Here is a 15,758-nt window from a genome sequence, read left to right as displayed (position 1 = left end):
CGACTAAACCCAACTTGTACGCGATGAAAAAAATAGTGTTTTTACTGCTACTTCCCCTATTAAGCCAGAGTCAGATTGAGGTTTCTAGCAGCAAATCTAATTGGTTGACCAACTATGCCACAGCTTTAGAAGCGTCTAAAGCGGAGCATAAAAATCTGCTTATCTATTTTACCGGTAGTGATTGGTGCCCCCCGTGCAAAATACTACAAAAGGATTTTTTTGAGACCTCAGCTTTTTTAGATCAGGCCGACAATTATGTCTTACTCTATGTAGACCTTCCTAGAAGGCGAGGTTCTATTTCCAGTGACCTCCTCTTGCACAATAAAAAACTTATGTCCCGTTGGAATAATAAAAAGGTATTTCCCTTCTTGGTCATCATAGATGAAAACGAAAAAAGACTGGGTGAATTAGCGGGCTATGCAATGAACGGCAACATTAAAAAACATACCAAATTGATCAATAAGTATATAGAACGTTGATTTTGCCCTTTATCGAGCCAAATGCTCATGTTATTTTTGTCCTATCTATGGTAAAACCAGGTTCTAAAATTTTCCATTCATCAATTTACTATGCTACCTAATTTTGTATCTTTTAGGAAAAAAGCAAAGTGATAGAGATACTTCATGATTCAACAAACGGCTACCGCTACCATATAAAGGCGCAAAGCGGAAATATCCTGTTCAACAGTATTCCATATTCGACCCGTCAGAAAGCCGAGCAAGCAGTTAATGACCTACGTGGAATGCAAATAACCCGAAATCAATTTGAACGAAAAACGGACCACGAAGGTCGCTTCTTGTTCTATATATATGATAAACAGGGCAAACTCTTAGGCGATAGTCAATTGTATGATTCTGAAATGGGATTGGAGAATGGTATCAAAAACCTTCTGCAACAATTTGCAAAACTCTAAAAACCAGATACTTTATAACTTTCTCAAGAGGCCAATAAAGGCCTCATGCTTACGGTCGGTGTAATCTAAATGCGTAACAATACGGAGTTTCCCTTGGCCCATTCCAATGATATGTACGCCTTTTTGCTTTAGCTTTTCCAAAAAGGCGGTTTCGCTGGTCTTTTGTTCATCTATTTCAAAAATTATAATATTGGTCTCAATCGGTTCGATCTTCTTTACTAAAGAAAGCATTTCTAAAATCTTCCCTATTTCCTGTGCCCTTTTATGATCTTCAGCCAATCTTTCTACATGGTTGTCCAAGGCATAAATGCCGGCCGCGGCCAAAAAACCGGCCTGTCGCATTCCTCCCCCCAACACTTTTCGTATCCGCAAAGCTTTACCTATCAATTCTTTGTTCCCTACCAATACAGAGCCTACGGGGCAGCCCAAACCTTTGCTGAGGCAAACACTAATGCTGTCAAAAAGTGCTCCATATTGTCGAGCTGTTTCATTCTTAGCTACTAAAGCGTTCCATAATCGAGCTCCATCGAGATGGTAGGCTAGCTTATGTTTCTCGCAAACCGATTTAATACGCTCTAGTTCCTGAAAATTCCAACAGGCTCCCCCACCCTTATTGGTGGTATTCTCAATGCAAACCAATGAGGTCAAAGGGCTATGGTAAAAGTCAGGCGGATTTACGGCATGCTCAACCTGCTCTGCGGTCATAGTACCCCTGTAACCATCGACTAGTTTGCAAGATACGCCGCTATTAAAACTGACCCCACCCCCTTCGTAATTGTATACATGGGCATATTTATCACATATCAATTGATCTCCAGGATTCGTGTGGAGCTTGATAGCGGCTTGGTTGGTCATTGTTCCCGATGGAAAATACAAGGCCGCCTCCTTTCCGAACAATTCAGCCACCTTCTCTTCCAACGCATTAACCGTAGGGTCTGCTTTGAAAACATCGTCCCCTACTTTTGCTGCCATCATGGCATCAAGCATTTCCGAAGTGGGTTTTGTTACGGTATCACTGATAAGGTTTATTTCCATTTACTATTAATTTTGACAATTCTTGAAGGATTCCAATTAAATTCTATTAAACGTAACATTAGTAGTAACAATCCATTCCTATCGGAGATCCGTCAGGCATACGAGGGGGTACTAAAATATCAAAATCCTTGGGGTCTTTTTGAAAATCATCAATACGCCTTGATATTTCGCGATTGACGGAGCTACTTTTATCCAACGAATTATGTAGCTCCCTAAGTTTGTCATGGGCTATCGCGTTTACCTGAACATGAACGTTTTCATTTGAAGCGAGATGCATAAGATGAAAGAGCACCCTAAAATTGATGCCCTGTTGTACTTCGTTCAAGTACGTGTTTTTAAATTTTTGTTCTATCGTAGCCGCCACTACTTGATCTAATACCTGCTTCAGACCCAAATTATCGGCATGGAGACTTTTTTGTTGGATCAACCTTGATGCTCTTTCAGGATGCAAGACTAATCGTAGTGTCATGTCGGCCGCTGTTTCAGGAGCTGATAGCGCATCAAAGGATACGCCCGTTTTTCCTTTGAAAGACTCACGGGTTCTTGGGTAGCCAATAGCCCTAGGAGGAAATAGCTCTAATTTATCCGCAGGAACAGCAATTTGATCCGCCTGCAACGTCTTTAATATACTTTCCAAAGCTTTTTGCTGGGTCTTTGCATCGATTACCTTTACTGTCAATTGTCCGTCGCCCTTAACGGCATAATTGTAATCAAGACCACCTATGAGCTTGGCTGCGGCCTCCGTTTGATAGCGGTGAAAAAAATAGAGCGGCACAAAAACGTCTTCTAAAATAGAAAAGGATTCTCTATCACGAATATTATCTCTGGAAAAATTAGCGATAGCGTGATTTCTTACCTTTAGAACTTCTTCAAGTTCCGAACTGGCGTTTAGACCATTATCCCACAAATGAGCAAGGGCATGTGCCCCGCCATGTGCCCTAGCATCACGATCTGAGATATATCGAAGTCCTTTTGCATACGCATTTCGTAATATAGTATCCAGTGCTTTTCGCTCATCGGTTTCAGAGGGGAAATCGGCATATGAATACGCGACCATGACCTTGTCCCACATACCAATGCCACTATCATAAGCCTGCGAAAAATCAATTTGGCCCTTCTTGAACCGCAATTGAGGATGTGGATAATCCATAACCGAGGCACGGTCATTGGCACTTGACGCGAAATTGTGCGCGAAGCCCAACGTATGACCAATTTCGTGTGCCGACAGCTGGCGAATGCGTGCAAGGGCCATGTCAAGCATCGCATCATGATTGTCATCACGATCTTTGAAAGGCTTGTTCATCAAGCCTTGTGCAAGGAGAAAATCCTGTCGAATCCTAAGGCTTCCCAAGCTTACATGTCCTTTAATTATTTCACCTGTTCTTGGGTCTGTGACACTGCTACCGTAACTCCATCCCCTTGTCGAGCGATGAACCCATTGAATTACGTTATAACGCACATCCAAAGGATCAGCTGTTTCCGGTAATATTTTTACTTGAAATGCATTCCTATATCCAATCGCTTCAAAAGCCTCGTTCCACCAACGCCCCCCATCTAAAAGTGCAGAACGTATCGGTTCAGGGGTGCCATTGTCAAGATAGTATATGATAGGCTCCACCGCTTCGCTCATAGTAAGCTCGGGATTCTTTTTCTCTAGGCGATGCCGAGTAACAAATTGTTTCAGGACGGGCTCATAAACAGGTGTCGCATAGTCATAATACGAGAAAGGATAGGACCCGCATCTCGGGTCGAAAACCCTTTTTCGGTAATTTTCGTCAGGTAGAGCTACAAATGAATGGTGCTGGTTTACGGTTACTATATCTGGATTGGGTACCACAGATTTAATCCAAGCCCCTTTTGACTCTCCCGAAAAAGTAAGGGTTACATCGAACTCAATATTTTTAGGAAAGGCCTTCGTTCGATTTAGGTTCATGGCACTCCTATTTTTATCAAGACTATAATTGCCCTGTTCAGCTGTTTTTAAACGTTTACTTACTTCATGGGCATCCCGAAGAAGAAATTCGGTGATATCTATAATATAAGTTCCATTTTGCTCGGACTTAATTTCGAATCCACCTAGAACAGAGCGGGCAAAAGCTTCCTTAATAGAGGCACGCTCCAAAGCGTTGTCGGAAACGGCTCTGAATTTCAAGTTGGGCTGCACCAAAAGCAGCTTATTACCGGCCTTCTCGAAATACACAATTTGTTCGTTACCCAACTGGCCCCTATCAAGACCTATATCGTTACTTCCGATACCGCTACTAAGCGAATAGACGTATAAAAATTCTTTTTCCAATTCATCGATTTCAAGATAGATTTTATCGGTGCTTTCATCATATTGAAAGTCTAAAAAGCCTTCATACTTTAAAAAGTTCACGCTTTCCTTTTCAAATTGTGCGGGCACGGTTTGAACAAAATACAGTGCAGAAAATAATACTACCAACTTTTTCATAGGCCGATTTTGGATTTAAATTTAGACAAAAACACCTTATTCATCTCCTATCCACCCGATTAAAAGCAAAAATTAAAATCAGTAATAATTGCCTTCCATTTTTATAGAAATGATAAAACCGAGTTAAGATTATTTTGAAATTCTCTCTTCAAATAAAATGAAATCAAGTATATTAAGGGAAACGAATTTGTATGGAAAATATCGAAAATCAAATCTTTTCATCGTACCAGAGAAACCCCCTATTATTCGATGAAATTTTCGACCAAGGTGGTGAAGTAAAAGATGTGTATGCTAAACTTTTTAAACTTTACGGTGAGCATTCGATCAATGACTATGTCAAATTGAACGATAAGGCCAAGGCATCTTTTTTTAATCAAGGAATTACATTTCAAGTGTATGGGGAGAACGAAACTAAAGAAAAGATTTTTCCCTTTGATTTGTTTCCGAGAATTATCGACCCACAGGAATGGAAAGTAATTGAGAACGGCTCAATTCAGCGTAGTAAAGCACTTAATAGTTTTTTGTGGGACATTTATCACGATAAAAAAATACTAAAACAGGGCATTGTTCCTATCGATCTTATAAATTCTTCGGTCAATTATCTCGATCAAATGATCGGGGTCGATCCTCCTGGCGGTATTTATAACCATATTTCGGGTACCGATATTATCAAACACAATGATGGTCAATATTATGTATTGGAAGACAATATAAGATGCCCTTCTGGAGTAAGTTATGTAATTTGCAATAGAACTGCATTGAAAAGGGCTCTTTTCGGAGTTTTTAATCATTATCAGACCCATACCGTAACAAATTACGCCGAAAATCTTCTCGAACTTTTGGAGACGGTAAAACCAAAAGGTGTTGATTCACCGAACGTGGTGGTAATAACTCCCGGAATGTATAATTCCGCATTTTATGAACACTCTTATCTCGCAAAAACTATGGGGGTTGAATTGGTAGAGGGTAGAGATCTCTTCGTAGAAAACGATTTTGTGTATATGAAAACCATTCGTGGGCCTGAAAAAGTAGATGTTATCTATCGAAGGATCGACGATGCCTTTATAGACCCCTTGGAATTTAGAGCGGATTCGGCATTGGGCGTACCTGGCCTCTTCTCCGCTTACAAAAAAGGAAACGTCACCTTGGCCAATGCGCCAGGTACGGGCGTTGCCGATGACAAAGCGGTATACACCTATATGCCTGAAATCATAAAGTATTACCTCGATGAGGAACCAATTTTGAATAATGTTCACACCTACCATTGTAGCAGACCGGACGAGTTGAAATACGTTGTAGAAAATGTTGAAAAGCTGGTCATTAAACCTGTTGACGAAGCTGGAGGTTATGGTATTTCTATTGGAAACCGACTCACTCGGGATGAGATTGAAACCGTGAGGAAACAGGTTAAGGAAAATCCGAGGAAATACGTAGCACAACCCATTATGTCGTTGTCGGTGCACCCGACGTATATCGATGACAGTGAGTCGTTTGAACAACGCCATATAGATCTTAGAACATTTACCATTTTAGGAAAGGACAGGGAGTTTGTACTAAAAGGAGGATTAACAAGGGTTGCCCTAAAAAAAGGAAATTTGGTGGTAAACTCTTCCCAAGGTGGAGGTTCGAAAGATACATGGGTCTTGAAGGAATAGGTTTTTCGTTACCATGGATTTGATATTACACCATGGTCTTTAGAGCAGCATCGAAACGCTAACTACCACCACTTTCTGATTTGTTTTTAAGAAAAGAACATAAATAATTAATATAAATTGAACATATGCTTGCAAGGGTAGCCAATAATCTTTTTTGGATGGGGCGTTATATTGAACGCTCCGAACACATAGCACGATACCTCAACGTGAATTATTTTTCATCACTTGACGCACCCAACGAATTGTCGCAGTCTAGGCAGTTTGTTTTGCGGTCCATGCTCTTTATGATAGGCGACCCAGAGAACGATAGCTCCGTTAACCTGAACGAAGGAGAAATTCTCTATAAAATTGGACTTGACCCCGATTATTCATTCTCAATATTAAACAATGTCAAAGCTGCACGCGAAAACGCCAATAGCGCACGAGATTTGATTTCAACCGAACTTTATGAGTCCATCAACAAATTCTATCATTTTGTTTGTAACTACAATGTAGAAACCTACAAAAAAAGTGGGCTTTATGACTTCACGGTCAATGTTACCGAAATGACCGCAATTTTACGTGGAAAAATGCGCGGAACATTGTTGCATGATGAGATTTACGCCATCATTATGATGGGCCTCAATATCGAAAGAGCCATGCAAATCATACGTATTATAAACGCCAAATACAACGATGCACTAGAGGCGCAAGGTAGTTATGGGGATACCTTCGGCAATAGCTTTGAATGGACTACCCTTCTCAAATGTGCCGAATCTTACGATATGATGCGTAGATTTTATAAAAAAACCCCTACCAGCATTTCGACTTTGGAGTTTTTGATCTTAAACCCAAATTGCCCGAGATCAGTAATGAATAGTCTTAACCAGGTATATAAACATATCAAAGTCTTAGACCCTAGTAAAAAATATAATAAAGAATCGACGGCATTCTTGGTGGGCAAGGTGCGAGCTGAGTATGAATACAAATTTATCAGGGAAATCGAACAGGATATACAAACCTTTATCGAAAACATACTTAAAAGTCTATCGGAGATAAGTGAGAAAATGGAAAAGGAGTTTTTTAATTATTGAAAGACGGCGAGAAGCAGTACCTTTAGGGTTAGATTTTGAGTTTACATGTCGTTAGAATATTCTATTACCTACAAGGCCGAAAATACATATGAAAACTGGGTACATGATGCGTACTGGCAATTTTTAATAATCCCTCAACTTAATAGAAGTCAAGAATTTGTTGAAGTCGATTTCAGAAATTCGATAAATGCTATTAACGAACACTCCATTAATGGTTACGGGTTTCAAACCATTCGGATACACCCCAAAAAAAAATTCAAGTCTATTTCTTTTATTGCTCGTTTTAAATTGCTTAAAAAAGATATTAACCCTTTCGATTTTGAGCCTGAACAAGATCATGAGGCAGCCTACAAAACTATCGAAGCACTCGAATTTAGGGTAAATCACGCCATTTTTCTAAAAACCACACCATTTACTGCCGTTCCGTCGAAAAAATTGAATCTATACACCTTTAACAAGGAATATTCTATTTTTGAAAACCTTCAGCACTTGAACCGATGGACCTCAGAGCATCTACTATTTAAAACGGACGTTACCGATGTCTACTCGACTTTGGACGAGGTTCTTCAAAAACGTCAAGGGGTTTGCCAAGATTTCACTCATCTATTTTGCGCGTTGGCAAGGCTAAATGGCATCCCTACCAGGTATATTTCAGGGTATCTACACCAGGGTAACGGTTATTTCGGTGATTCTCAAATGCATGCTTGGGCGGAGGCCTATATTCCCAAAATTGGTTGGGTAGGTTTCGACCCTACGAATAATATATTGGCCAATAGCAATCATATTAAGGTAGCCCATGGAAAAGACTTCAAGGACTGTTCCGCCCTGAAAGGCATCGTATATTCCATAGGAACCAACAAAACCAGACACTCTGTGGAGGTTCAAAGTACCGATCAATAAACAATTCACAAATTTGAAACGGCAAAAGGATAGCCTGATAAAAGGCCCTGCGATAAAACTCAAATATTCAGTGCTGTAGAAAAAGATTATTCCCAAAAAAGAATATTATTTTTGCCAAAATTTATAAAGAATGACAATCACAACAGATCTGTTTAAAGGTCTTCAAGATCGCCTTGGTGCGTTAAGGAGGTATCTTTGACATCGATGCGAAACTTATAGAAATAGAGAACGAGCAAGAGAAAACCCTTGCTCCCGACTTCTGGGACGATCCCCAAACTGCTCAAGCACATATGAAGTTTATTCAATCCAAAAAACAATGGGTCGATGACTACAATGCTGCCAAAACCCTGGTGGGCGATCTGGAGGTTCTTTTGGAGTTTCAGGAAGAAGGCGAGGTAGATGAAGAAGAAGTCGAGGTTCAATACGATAAAGCGTTACAGCGAATTGAAAATTTAGAGTTCAAGAATATGTTGTCCGAAGAGGGCGATGAACTACCGGCCGTTCTCCAGATTACTGCTGGTGCAGGTGGCACAGAAAGCTGTGACTGGGCTTCAATGCTGATGCGTATGTATCTCATGTGGGCAGAAAAGAATGGTTATAAGGTAAAAGAACTCAATTATCAAGAAGGCGATGTTGCGGGCATAAAGACCGTGACACTCGAAATTGATGGTGAATTTGCCTTTGGATGGCTGAAAGGAGAAAATGGTGTGCATCGTTTGGTTCGAATATCTCCTTTCGATAGTAATGCGAAAAGACATACCTCTTTTGTTTCCGTTTATGTATATCCTCTTGTCGATGACAGTATTGAAATCGATATCAACCCAGCAGATATCACGGTTACAACGGCTCGGTCAAGTGGTGCCGGCGGGCAAAATGTGAACAAGGTGGAAACGAAGGTGCAACTTGTACACCATCCTACTGGTATCCAAATATCATGTTCCGATTCACGAAGCCAGCATGACAATAGGGCGACCGCATTAAAAATGTTGAAATCGCAACTTTATGAAATTGAACTACGGAAGAAAATGGAAGCCAGGGAGGAAATAGAATCCTCCAAAATGAAAATCGAATGGGGTTCCCAGATCCGAAACTATGTGATGCATCCTTACAAATTGGTAAAAGATGTGCGAACGGGACAAGAGACCGGCAACGTTGACGCCGTTATGGATGGCGACATCGATTCGTTTTTAAAGGCATTTTTAATGATGATGGGGCAAAAGGAAGAAGAATGATGATTAATGATATATTGCCAGTTTCCCGAGCATTAATCAAGAGGAGTCGGTGCCGATTAAAAAAAATAATTTATAAATTCTGTGTATAGTGATCAAAATCTATCATAACCCAAGATGTAAAAAGTCAAGAGAAGCTCTAAACTTGCTTGAAAGCTCGGGCAAAGACTATGAAATCATAAAATATTTGGAAGAGGTTCCTTCTAAAGCTGAACTGAGAAATATCATTTCGTGCCTTGGCATTACCCCAGAAATGCTAGTTCGTAAAAATGAAGCCGTTTGGAAAGAAAATTACAGAGGGCGGCTCTTGTCAGGTGAAGAAATCGTAGATGCGATGGTAGCCCATCCGAAATTAATAGAGCGGCCGATAGTGATTAAGGGGAACCAAGCCGTAATAGGAAGACCAACCGAACGTGTCAAAGAAATTCTGGAATAAATGAAAAAATGATTTCTTCTTGTTCGTATCTTTAATCGTCTTCTCTAAAAAAACCAACGACCTTAAGCTAAGTCTTAGCTGTATTTTGAGCTCTGGCAAATGGTTATTTCCATCCCAAAATCGATTTAACAAAGCTTTAACCAAACTCGATTAAACCTTATGTATCTTTTAAAATCAAATAAACCGATATCGTCATGAAAAACTATATCAATTACGTTCTTCTTTTATGTACTGTACTATTTTCAATGGCTGAAATTCAAGCCCAATATGGCAGAGGCTATGGTTATGGTGGTGGGGGTTATGGCTATGGTGGTGGTTATGGGAGACCTAGAAATACCATTCCACAGGTTCAATCCACACCCAAGGAGCCAGAACCTAAAACGGCCGAACAAATTGTCGACGAAGAGATGCCAAAAATTACGGAGGCTATAGAACTTAATGAGTTTGAGGCAGCTGTATTGAGCTCGGTTCTTAAAAAATATCTGCAGAAGCGCATTGAAATGCAAATACTAGAGCTTACGCCAGAGCAGATGCGAGAGGGTATGGAGAAAATCACCCTTCAACAAGACGAAGAACTCAAAGCGGGCCTTCCTTTGGATAAGTATGAAGCTTTTGTAGAAATGCAGAAAAAAGGTGTTCAAAAAACGCAAAAAGAAAAGAAGAAAGAAAAAAAACGGAAAAGCAAAAAACAAAAGAAACCTAAAGACTAATAATGAGAAAACTGTTCCTAATTGCCTTTTTATTACTTTCAATAAAAATAGTTGCCCAAAGACCACAAAGCCAAACGAGCGAACCCATAACGATAAGTGGAACAGTTTTAGACAAGGAGACCGGACAACCCTTGGAATATGCTACCTTAGTACTGCAAAGCATTAGCGACCCGTCAAAAGTAAATGGTGGAATTACCGATATGAACGGTAAGTTTGCCGTGGAAACACCTCCAGGCGAGTACAACGCCAGTATCGAGTACATTGGTTATCGAACCTTCAAAATCAAGCAAAAGACCTTTAACGAATCTACAGATGTAGGTACGGTTTCCTTAGCCATTTCGGCCGCCGAACTAGAGGGGGTAGAAGTTGTTGGGGAAAAGACTACGGTTGAGGTGCGCTTAGACAAGAAAATTTATAACATCGGAAAGGATTTAACTACAAGTGGCGCTACGATTAGCGATGCCTTGAACAATGTACCCTCTGTAAATGTTGATGTTGAAGGGGCTATTAGCCTAAGGGGTAATGAGAACGTGCGCATACTTATTAACGGAAAACCATCCGCTTTGGCAGGATTTGGGTCTACCGATGCCTTGCGGCAACTCCCCGCAGATGCCATAGAAAAAGTCGAAGTCATTACAAGTCCCTCCGCCCGTTATGATGCAGAAGGTACCGCCGGTATTCTGAACATCATCTTAAAGAAGGAAAAAACATTGGGTTTCAACGGTTCTGTCAACACTTACTTAGGATATCCAACCAATGGTGGCATAACAACGAACATCAATCTGCGTACAGATAAGTTCAACATTTTCAATACTTCGGGCTATCGGTACCGCGATGCGCCAGGAAATGCATTTTACGATAATACCTATAACTCCGGAAGTTTCGACAGGGTTATCGAAGACCGTCTTTATAATCGTCTAGATAAAGGCTTCAATACTAATTTGGGTATGGAATATTTTTTCAACGAAAACTCGTCCTTGACCGGAAGTATTTTCTACCGTACCTCTAAAGACAATGATGTAACGGAGAACACTATTCAAAGATTTAACGGGGCCGATCTCAGTAGTAGAACATTTCGAGAAGAAGACGAGAATGAAGACGATCAAAGCTATCAAGTCTCGTTAAATTACATCAATAATTTCGACGACGACGGTCATAAATTGACGGCCGACTTTCAATATTCCAAAGGAGACGAAGTTAAGAACTCGCTCATCGACGAAACACGTAACTTACCTGACAATGCCCTGCTGGCTTTGGAAAACGTATATGAGAATGAAATACAGAACGAGTATTTAATACAAGCCGATTACGTGCTTCCGATGGAAGACGCCCAATTTGAGGCGGGATATAGAGGTACTTTTGAACAAGAAATAACCGATTATCAATTAGATTCCCTGAACCAATCGACAGGGCAATTTGAGGTGAATGAAAACCTGACCAATAAATTCACCTATGACGAAAACGTACACGCCTTGTATACCCAATACGGTAATAAGTTTGGAAAATTTTCCTTCCTTTTAGGCTTAAGGTTAGAAAGTACACAGCTAAAAGGCCAGATCGATTCTGAATTTGACACTAGCCAATTGGAAGAAGATTTCGGGGTAGACGTTGACATCAATTTTGACAAACGATATCTAGGGCTCTTCCCGACACTTAATTTAATCTATGAGCTAGCCGAAGAAGGTAAGGAAAGTGTTTCCCTCGGATACAATAGGCGTATCAATAGGCCCCGAGGCTGGTTTATCAATCCCTTCCCCTCTAGATCGAGCCGAACGAATATTTGGCAAGGAAACCCCGATCTTAATCCAGCTTTTTCAAACACCTTCGATTTAGGTTATCTTAAACGTTGGGATAAATTGACCCTCACCTCGTCGATTTATTATCAACGTGAGACGGATGCTTTTGAAAGGGTTCAGGAGTCTACCGGTCAAACGACAATCGATGGTATTGATATTATCAGATCTATACCGATTAACCTATCCACTGAAAACCGCTATGGGGCCGAGGCAGGCATCCTGTATAATCCTAAAAAATGGCTTCGTTTGAACAGCAGCTTCAATATCTTCAAATTTTCAAAGGATGGGGCGTTCAATGGGGTCGATTATGGGGTCGATAATACAAGCTGGTTTGCCCGATTTAGTTCAAAGGTTACCCTTCCTGAAAAGATAGAGTGGCAGACCAATGCCTTTTATGGCGGTCCTAGGCAAAATGCACAGACCGAGAGCAAAGGTATTTTTTCACTGAATCTAGCTTTTAGCAAAGATATTTTGAAAGACAACGGTACCATATCGTTGAATGTCAGTGATGTTTTCAATTCAAGAAAAAGGCAATCGTTTACCGAAACCGAGTTCTTTACTTCAAGAAGTGAATTTCAATGGCGCCAAAGAACCTTCACTTTTTCATTCATGTATAGGTTCAACCAACCTAAAGAAAGAGGTCGAGGCCGTGGAGGAAATGGTGGTGGTGATGACGATGGCGGCGGCGAAATGGAAGGGTAGACCTAAAATAAAATAGGGTTGAGCCGAAGAAAATGAAAAGGGGCGGTGAAATCACCGCCCCTTTTTTATGTGCTTTATTTAGTTTTCGCTTCGTTTTGCCCGCTTTTTATCTCTCCACTCCTTGTACAACTCCATGATGTTTCCACCTAGCCAGTAAGGCACTACAAAGGTTAATAAAAATATCATAAGCCAAAAGCCAATCGTCAAGATGGTCAAAAAGGCTAAAAATCCGAGATACTGGTCAAATTCAAAATCCATTCTTTACTATTTTGATGGGATAAAGATACTTTGAAAACAACGATAATTGCAAATTGTAGTGTAAAAAAAAAGGAAGATTATGAGTTTGTTAAAATTTTAGTGTGCAATCTTCTAAATAAATGGGCTATACCCTACCTTTGTTATACACGAAAATCGTAATACAATGAGCTTTAGAATAGAAAAGGATACGATGGGCGAAGTACAAGTGCCTGCCGATAAATACTGGGGTGCCCAAACGGAACGTTCACGTAATAATTTTAAAATTGGGCCTTCGGCTTCTATGCCCTTGGCCGTGGTATATGGTTTTGCCTATTTGAAAAAGGCCGCGGCTTATGCCAACCACGAACTCGGGGTTTTATCCGTTGAAAAAAGAGACTTGATCGCCACGGTTTGCGAAGAAATTCTGCAAGGCAAACATGATGACCAATTTCCTTTGGTAATCTGGCAGACCGGTTCAGGCACCCAAAGTAACATGAACGTCAATGAGGTTATTGCGAACCGGGCTCATGAACTTACCGGGAAAAAAATTGGCGAAGGTGAGAAAACCATTCAACCCAATGATGACGTGAACAAATCACAATCGTCGAACGATACCTTTCCTACGGGAATGCATATTGCGGCCTACAAGAAAATTGTAGAAACTACCCTACCAGGTATCCAACAGTTACGTGATACCCTCGACAAAAAATCGAAGGAGTTTAAAAACGTCGTAAAAATAGGAAGAACGCACCTTATGGATGCAACTCCGTTGACCTTGGGTCAAGAGTTTTCGGGTTATGTTTCGCAACTTGACCACGGTATGAGAGCCTTGAACAACACTTTAGACCACTTGGCCGAACTAGCGTTGGGCGGTACCGCCGTAGGAACCGGCCTCAATACCCCTGAAGGTTACGACGTACTGGTTGCAAAATATATCGCTGAGTTTACGGGGCTTCCCTTTCGTACCGCCGAAAATAAATTTGAGGCCTTAGCGGCGCACGATGCTATAGTTGAAAGTCATGGAGCCTTGAAGCAGCTTGCTGTTTCCCTTAATAAAATTGCAAACGATATTCGCATGATGGCTTCAGGGCCAAGATCTGGAATTGGAGAAATTACGATTCCTGCAAACGAACCTGGCAGTTCAATTATGCCCGGAAAAGTTAATCCGACGCAATGTGAGGCCATGACCATGGTTTGCGCACAGGTCATGGGTAATGATATAGCTATTTCGGTGGGTGGGACACAAGGACATTATGAACTCAATGTTTTTAAACCACTAATGGCAGCGAATATTCTACAATCTGCCCAACTAATAGGTGATGCCTGTGTAAGTTTTGATATTCATTGTGCGGCCGGTATAGAACCCAATCATGAAGTCATTACACATTTGCTCAATAATTCCTTAATGCTGGTGACTGCCTTAAATACCAAAATTGGATATTACAAAGCCGCTGAAATAGCGAATACCGCTCACAAAAATGGTACGACCTTAAGGGAAGAAGCCATTAATTTAGGCTATGTGACCGGCGAAGAATATGATGATTGGGTAAGGCCGGAAGACATGGTAGGAAGCCTTAAATAAAGAAAAAGAGACCATTAAAAAAAGGGACGATCCAAAATTTGGATCGCCCCTTTTTATATAAAAATGGATAGTGTTTCAGAATTATTTCAAAGTGAATTTTGAAGTTCCCAACAATTTCAATCCGTCATCATAAACGTTGACCATATAGTTACCATCCTGGAAATCTCCAGCAGGCTTATTAATATAATCACATACGTCTAAGGCTTTATTCTCATAATAAAAGCTAGTTCCTTTGCTGTAAGTAATTGAAGCTCCTGAATCATTTGTTTTGGTATAGCTTTCGCCTAGCACATTTCCCTGTGGGTCAAGTACTTCCACAAAAAATTCCCTATCCCCCGCCTCGGCAATAACATTGTCAGCTACTGTAAAGCAAATTTTAAACTTGTCCGTTCTTTTAGCCCTAGAGGTAGAAACCATTTTACCACTATTGCGTTCTTTCACGGCGTCTACATTGAATTTTGAAAGATTCAAGGCCGAACCTTTTTCGACCACATCAGCCAATTGCGTATTCTGTACTACCAAAGAGTCATTAAAGATAGTCTGCTTTTCGAGTTCAGAATATGTGCTATCACGCTGCATAGCAATTAAAGTGTTCGATTTCTGTAGCGAGTCAACTTGCTTAAGTAATTGCTCCCTTTCTTGCTTTAGAACACTCACTTGCCTTCTGTATCGCGATAAAGAAGCTATATCGGCTTTCATTGATTTAACAGAATCGATATACTTGGCGATATTGTCCCTGGCCGTAACCAATTCTTCATTGGTCGCATTGCTCTCTAAAATAGCCTTATCATATTCTGACTTTAGGCTGTTCAAGTCTTCAACGACCAATTCTTTTTCCTGTGTAAGTATCGCTTCGTTCTTCTTCTTGTCTTGATAAAGACTCACGGTATAAATAATAGTACCTAAAAGCACCACACCTAACAAGCCCGCAAGTACTTTTAATCCGTTATTACTTTTTGTTTCAGTCATAATGTTTAAATTAATTTCTTAAAGAATGTGTTTGTTTGTATCCCTGTATATACGATAAGATTTTCCTTT

At 40.5% G+C, this 15,758-nt stretch carries 14 protein-coding genes; 10 read left to right on the top strand and 4 right to left on the bottom strand.

All coding sequences use genetic code 11. From position 1 onward, the window contains the following. The first annotated feature begins 23 nt into the window (after window positions 1–23). Window positions 24–479, top strand: coding sequence for a thioredoxin family protein (locus tag F2B13_RS02080; protein WP_149275581.1), 456 nt, complete (start codon window positions 24–26; stop codon window positions 477–479). Window positions 480–607: 128 nt separating this feature from the next. After that, complete coding sequence (locus F2B13_RS02075) at window positions 608–913, top strand: YegP family protein (RefSeq protein WP_149275580.1); 306 nt, start codon at window positions 608–610, stop codon at window positions 911–913. Between the two features lie 12 nt (window positions 914–925). On the opposite strand, the gene F2B13_RS02070 is transcribed toward F2B13_RS02075, so the two are convergent. Beyond that, window positions 926–1,948, bottom strand: coding sequence for a threonine aldolase family protein (locus tag F2B13_RS02070; protein ID WP_149275579.1), 1,023 nt, complete (start codon window positions 1,946–1,948; stop codon window positions 926–928). A 58-nt stretch (window positions 1,949–2,006) separates the two neighbouring features. After that, the gene (locus tag F2B13_RS02065; RefSeq protein WP_149302937.1) at window positions 2,007–4,400 is read right to left on the bottom strand and encodes a zinc-dependent metalloprotease; all 2,394 of its coding nucleotides are present in this window, start codon (window positions 4,398–4,400) and stop codon (window positions 2,007–2,009) included. 191 nt (window positions 4,401–4,591) lie between these two features. On the opposite strand from F2B13_RS02065, the gene F2B13_RS02060 reads away from it, so the two are divergent. The 7 genes from F2B13_RS02060 to F2B13_RS02030 all read left to right on the top strand — a co-directional run bounded on the left by F2B13_RS02060 (window position 4,592) and on the right by F2B13_RS02030 (window position 12,901). Beyond that, window positions 4,592–6,055 carry a circularly permuted type 2 ATP-grasp protein gene (locus F2B13_RS02060; RefSeq protein WP_149302935.1) on the top strand — a complete coding sequence of 488 codons (1,464 nt, stop codon included), beginning with the start codon at window positions 4,592–4,594 and terminating at the stop codon, window positions 6,053–6,055. 125 nt (window positions 6,056–6,180) lie between these two features. Then, entirely contained in the window at window positions 6,181–7,128 is a 948-nt protein-coding gene (locus tag F2B13_RS02055) for an alpha-E domain-containing protein (RefSeq protein ID WP_149275576.1), read from the top strand. Between the two features lie 45 nt (window positions 7,129–7,173). After that, window positions 7,174–8,028: a transglutaminase-like domain-containing protein gene (locus F2B13_RS02050; RefSeq protein WP_149275575.1), complete on the top strand. Its 855-nt coding sequence runs from the start codon at window positions 7,174–7,176 to the stop codon at window positions 8,026–8,028. A gap of 130 nt (window positions 8,029–8,158) precedes the next feature. After that, window positions 8,159–9,260 (top strand): peptide chain release factor 2 gene (gene prfB / locus F2B13_RS02045; RefSeq protein WP_149275574.1). Its coding sequence is split into 2 segments (ribosomal slippage): window positions 8,159–8,224 and window positions 8,226–9,260, totalling 1,101 coding nucleotides; the frame shifts between segments, so codons are not numbered across the junction. Between the two features lie 88 nt (window positions 9,261–9,348). Further along, window positions 9,349–9,693, top strand: a complete 345-nt coding sequence (gene arsC / locus F2B13_RS02040; RefSeq protein ID WP_149275573.1) for an arsenate reductase (glutaredoxin) — start codon at window positions 9,349–9,351, stop codon at window positions 9,691–9,693. Window positions 9,694–9,887: 194 nt separating this feature from the next. Further along, window positions 9,888–10,403: a hypothetical protein gene (locus tag F2B13_RS02035; RefSeq protein ID WP_149275572.1), complete on the top strand. Its 516-nt coding sequence runs from the start codon at window positions 9,888–9,890 to the stop codon at window positions 10,401–10,403. 2 nt (window positions 10,404–10,405) lie between these two features. After that, window positions 10,406–12,901 carry a TonB-dependent receptor domain-containing protein gene (locus F2B13_RS02030; protein ID WP_149275571.1) on the top strand — a complete coding sequence of 832 codons (2,496 nt, stop codon included), beginning with the start codon at window positions 10,406–10,408 and terminating at the stop codon, window positions 12,899–12,901. 78 nt (window positions 12,902–12,979) lie between these two features. On the opposite strand, the gene F2B13_RS02025 is transcribed toward F2B13_RS02030, so the two are convergent. Continuing rightward, complete coding sequence (locus F2B13_RS02025) at window positions 12,980–13,159, bottom strand: hypothetical protein (RefSeq protein WP_149275570.1); 180 nt, start codon at window positions 13,157–13,159, stop codon at window positions 12,980–12,982. A 163-nt stretch (window positions 13,160–13,322) separates the two neighbouring features. On the opposite strand from F2B13_RS02025, the gene fumC reads away from it, so the two are divergent. Further along, on the top strand, window positions 13,323–14,720 hold the full coding sequence (fumC, locus tag F2B13_RS02020; protein ID WP_149275569.1) for a class II fumarate hydratase: 1,398 nt from the start codon (window positions 13,323–13,325) through the stop codon (window positions 14,718–14,720). 81 nt (window positions 14,721–14,801) lie between these two features. On the opposite strand, the gene F2B13_RS02015 is transcribed toward fumC, so the two are convergent. Beyond that, window positions 14,802–15,689, bottom strand: coding sequence for a hypothetical protein (locus F2B13_RS02015; RefSeq protein ID WP_149275568.1), 888 nt, complete (start codon window positions 15,687–15,689; stop codon window positions 14,802–14,804). Between the last annotated feature and the right edge of the window lie 69 nt (window positions 15,690–15,758).

Origin of the sequence: Pareuzebyella sediminis, assembly GCF_008367235.1 — a bacterium.
Lineage (GTDB): Bacteria > Bacteroidota > Bacteroidia > Flavobacteriales > Flavobacteriaceae > Pareuzebyella > Pareuzebyella sediminis.
The sequence above is the reverse complement of the archived record's forward strand: the minus strand, read 5'-3'. Positions and strand labels throughout refer to the sequence as shown.

Excerpts from the sequence above, each read along its gene's own strand:
- F2B13_RS02080 (WP_149275581.1), top strand. The coding sequence starts at position 24 with ATGAAAAAAATAGTGTTTTTACTGCTACTTCCCCTATTAAGCCAGAGT.
- F2B13_RS02070 (WP_149275579.1), bottom strand. The coding sequence starts at position 1,948 with ATGGAAATAAACCTTATCAGTGATACCGTAACAAAACCCACTTCGGAA.
- F2B13_RS02065 (WP_149302937.1), bottom strand. The coding sequence starts at position 4,400 with ATGAAAAAGTTGGTAGTATTATTTTCTGCACTGTATTTTGTTCAAACC.
- F2B13_RS02060 (WP_149302935.1), top strand. The coding sequence starts at position 4,592 with ATGGAAAATATCGAAAATCAAATCTTTTCATCGTACCAGAGAAACCCC.
- F2B13_RS02055 (WP_149275576.1), top strand. The coding sequence starts at position 6,181 with ATGCTTGCAAGGGTAGCCAATAATCTTTTTTGGATGGGGCGTTATATT.
- F2B13_RS02050 (WP_149275575.1), top strand. The coding sequence starts at position 7,174 with ATGTCGTTAGAATATTCTATTACCTACAAGGCCGAAAATACATATGAA.
- F2B13_RS02035 (WP_149275572.1), top strand. The coding sequence starts at position 9,888 with ATGAAAAACTATATCAATTACGTTCTTCTTTTATGTACTGTACTATTT.
- F2B13_RS02030 (WP_149275571.1), top strand. The coding sequence starts at position 10,406 with ATGAGAAAACTGTTCCTAATTGCCTTTTTATTACTTTCAATAAAAATA.
- F2B13_RS02025 (WP_149275570.1), bottom strand. The coding sequence starts at position 13,159 with ATGGATTTTGAATTTGACCAGTATCTCGGATTTTTAGCCTTTTTGACC.
- fumC (WP_149275569.1), top strand. The coding sequence starts at position 13,323 with ATGAGCTTTAGAATAGAAAAGGATACGATGGGCGAAGTACAAGTGCCT.
- F2B13_RS02015 (WP_149275568.1), bottom strand. The coding sequence starts at position 15,689 with ATGACTGAAACAAAAAGTAATAACGGATTAAAAGTACTTGCGGGCTTG.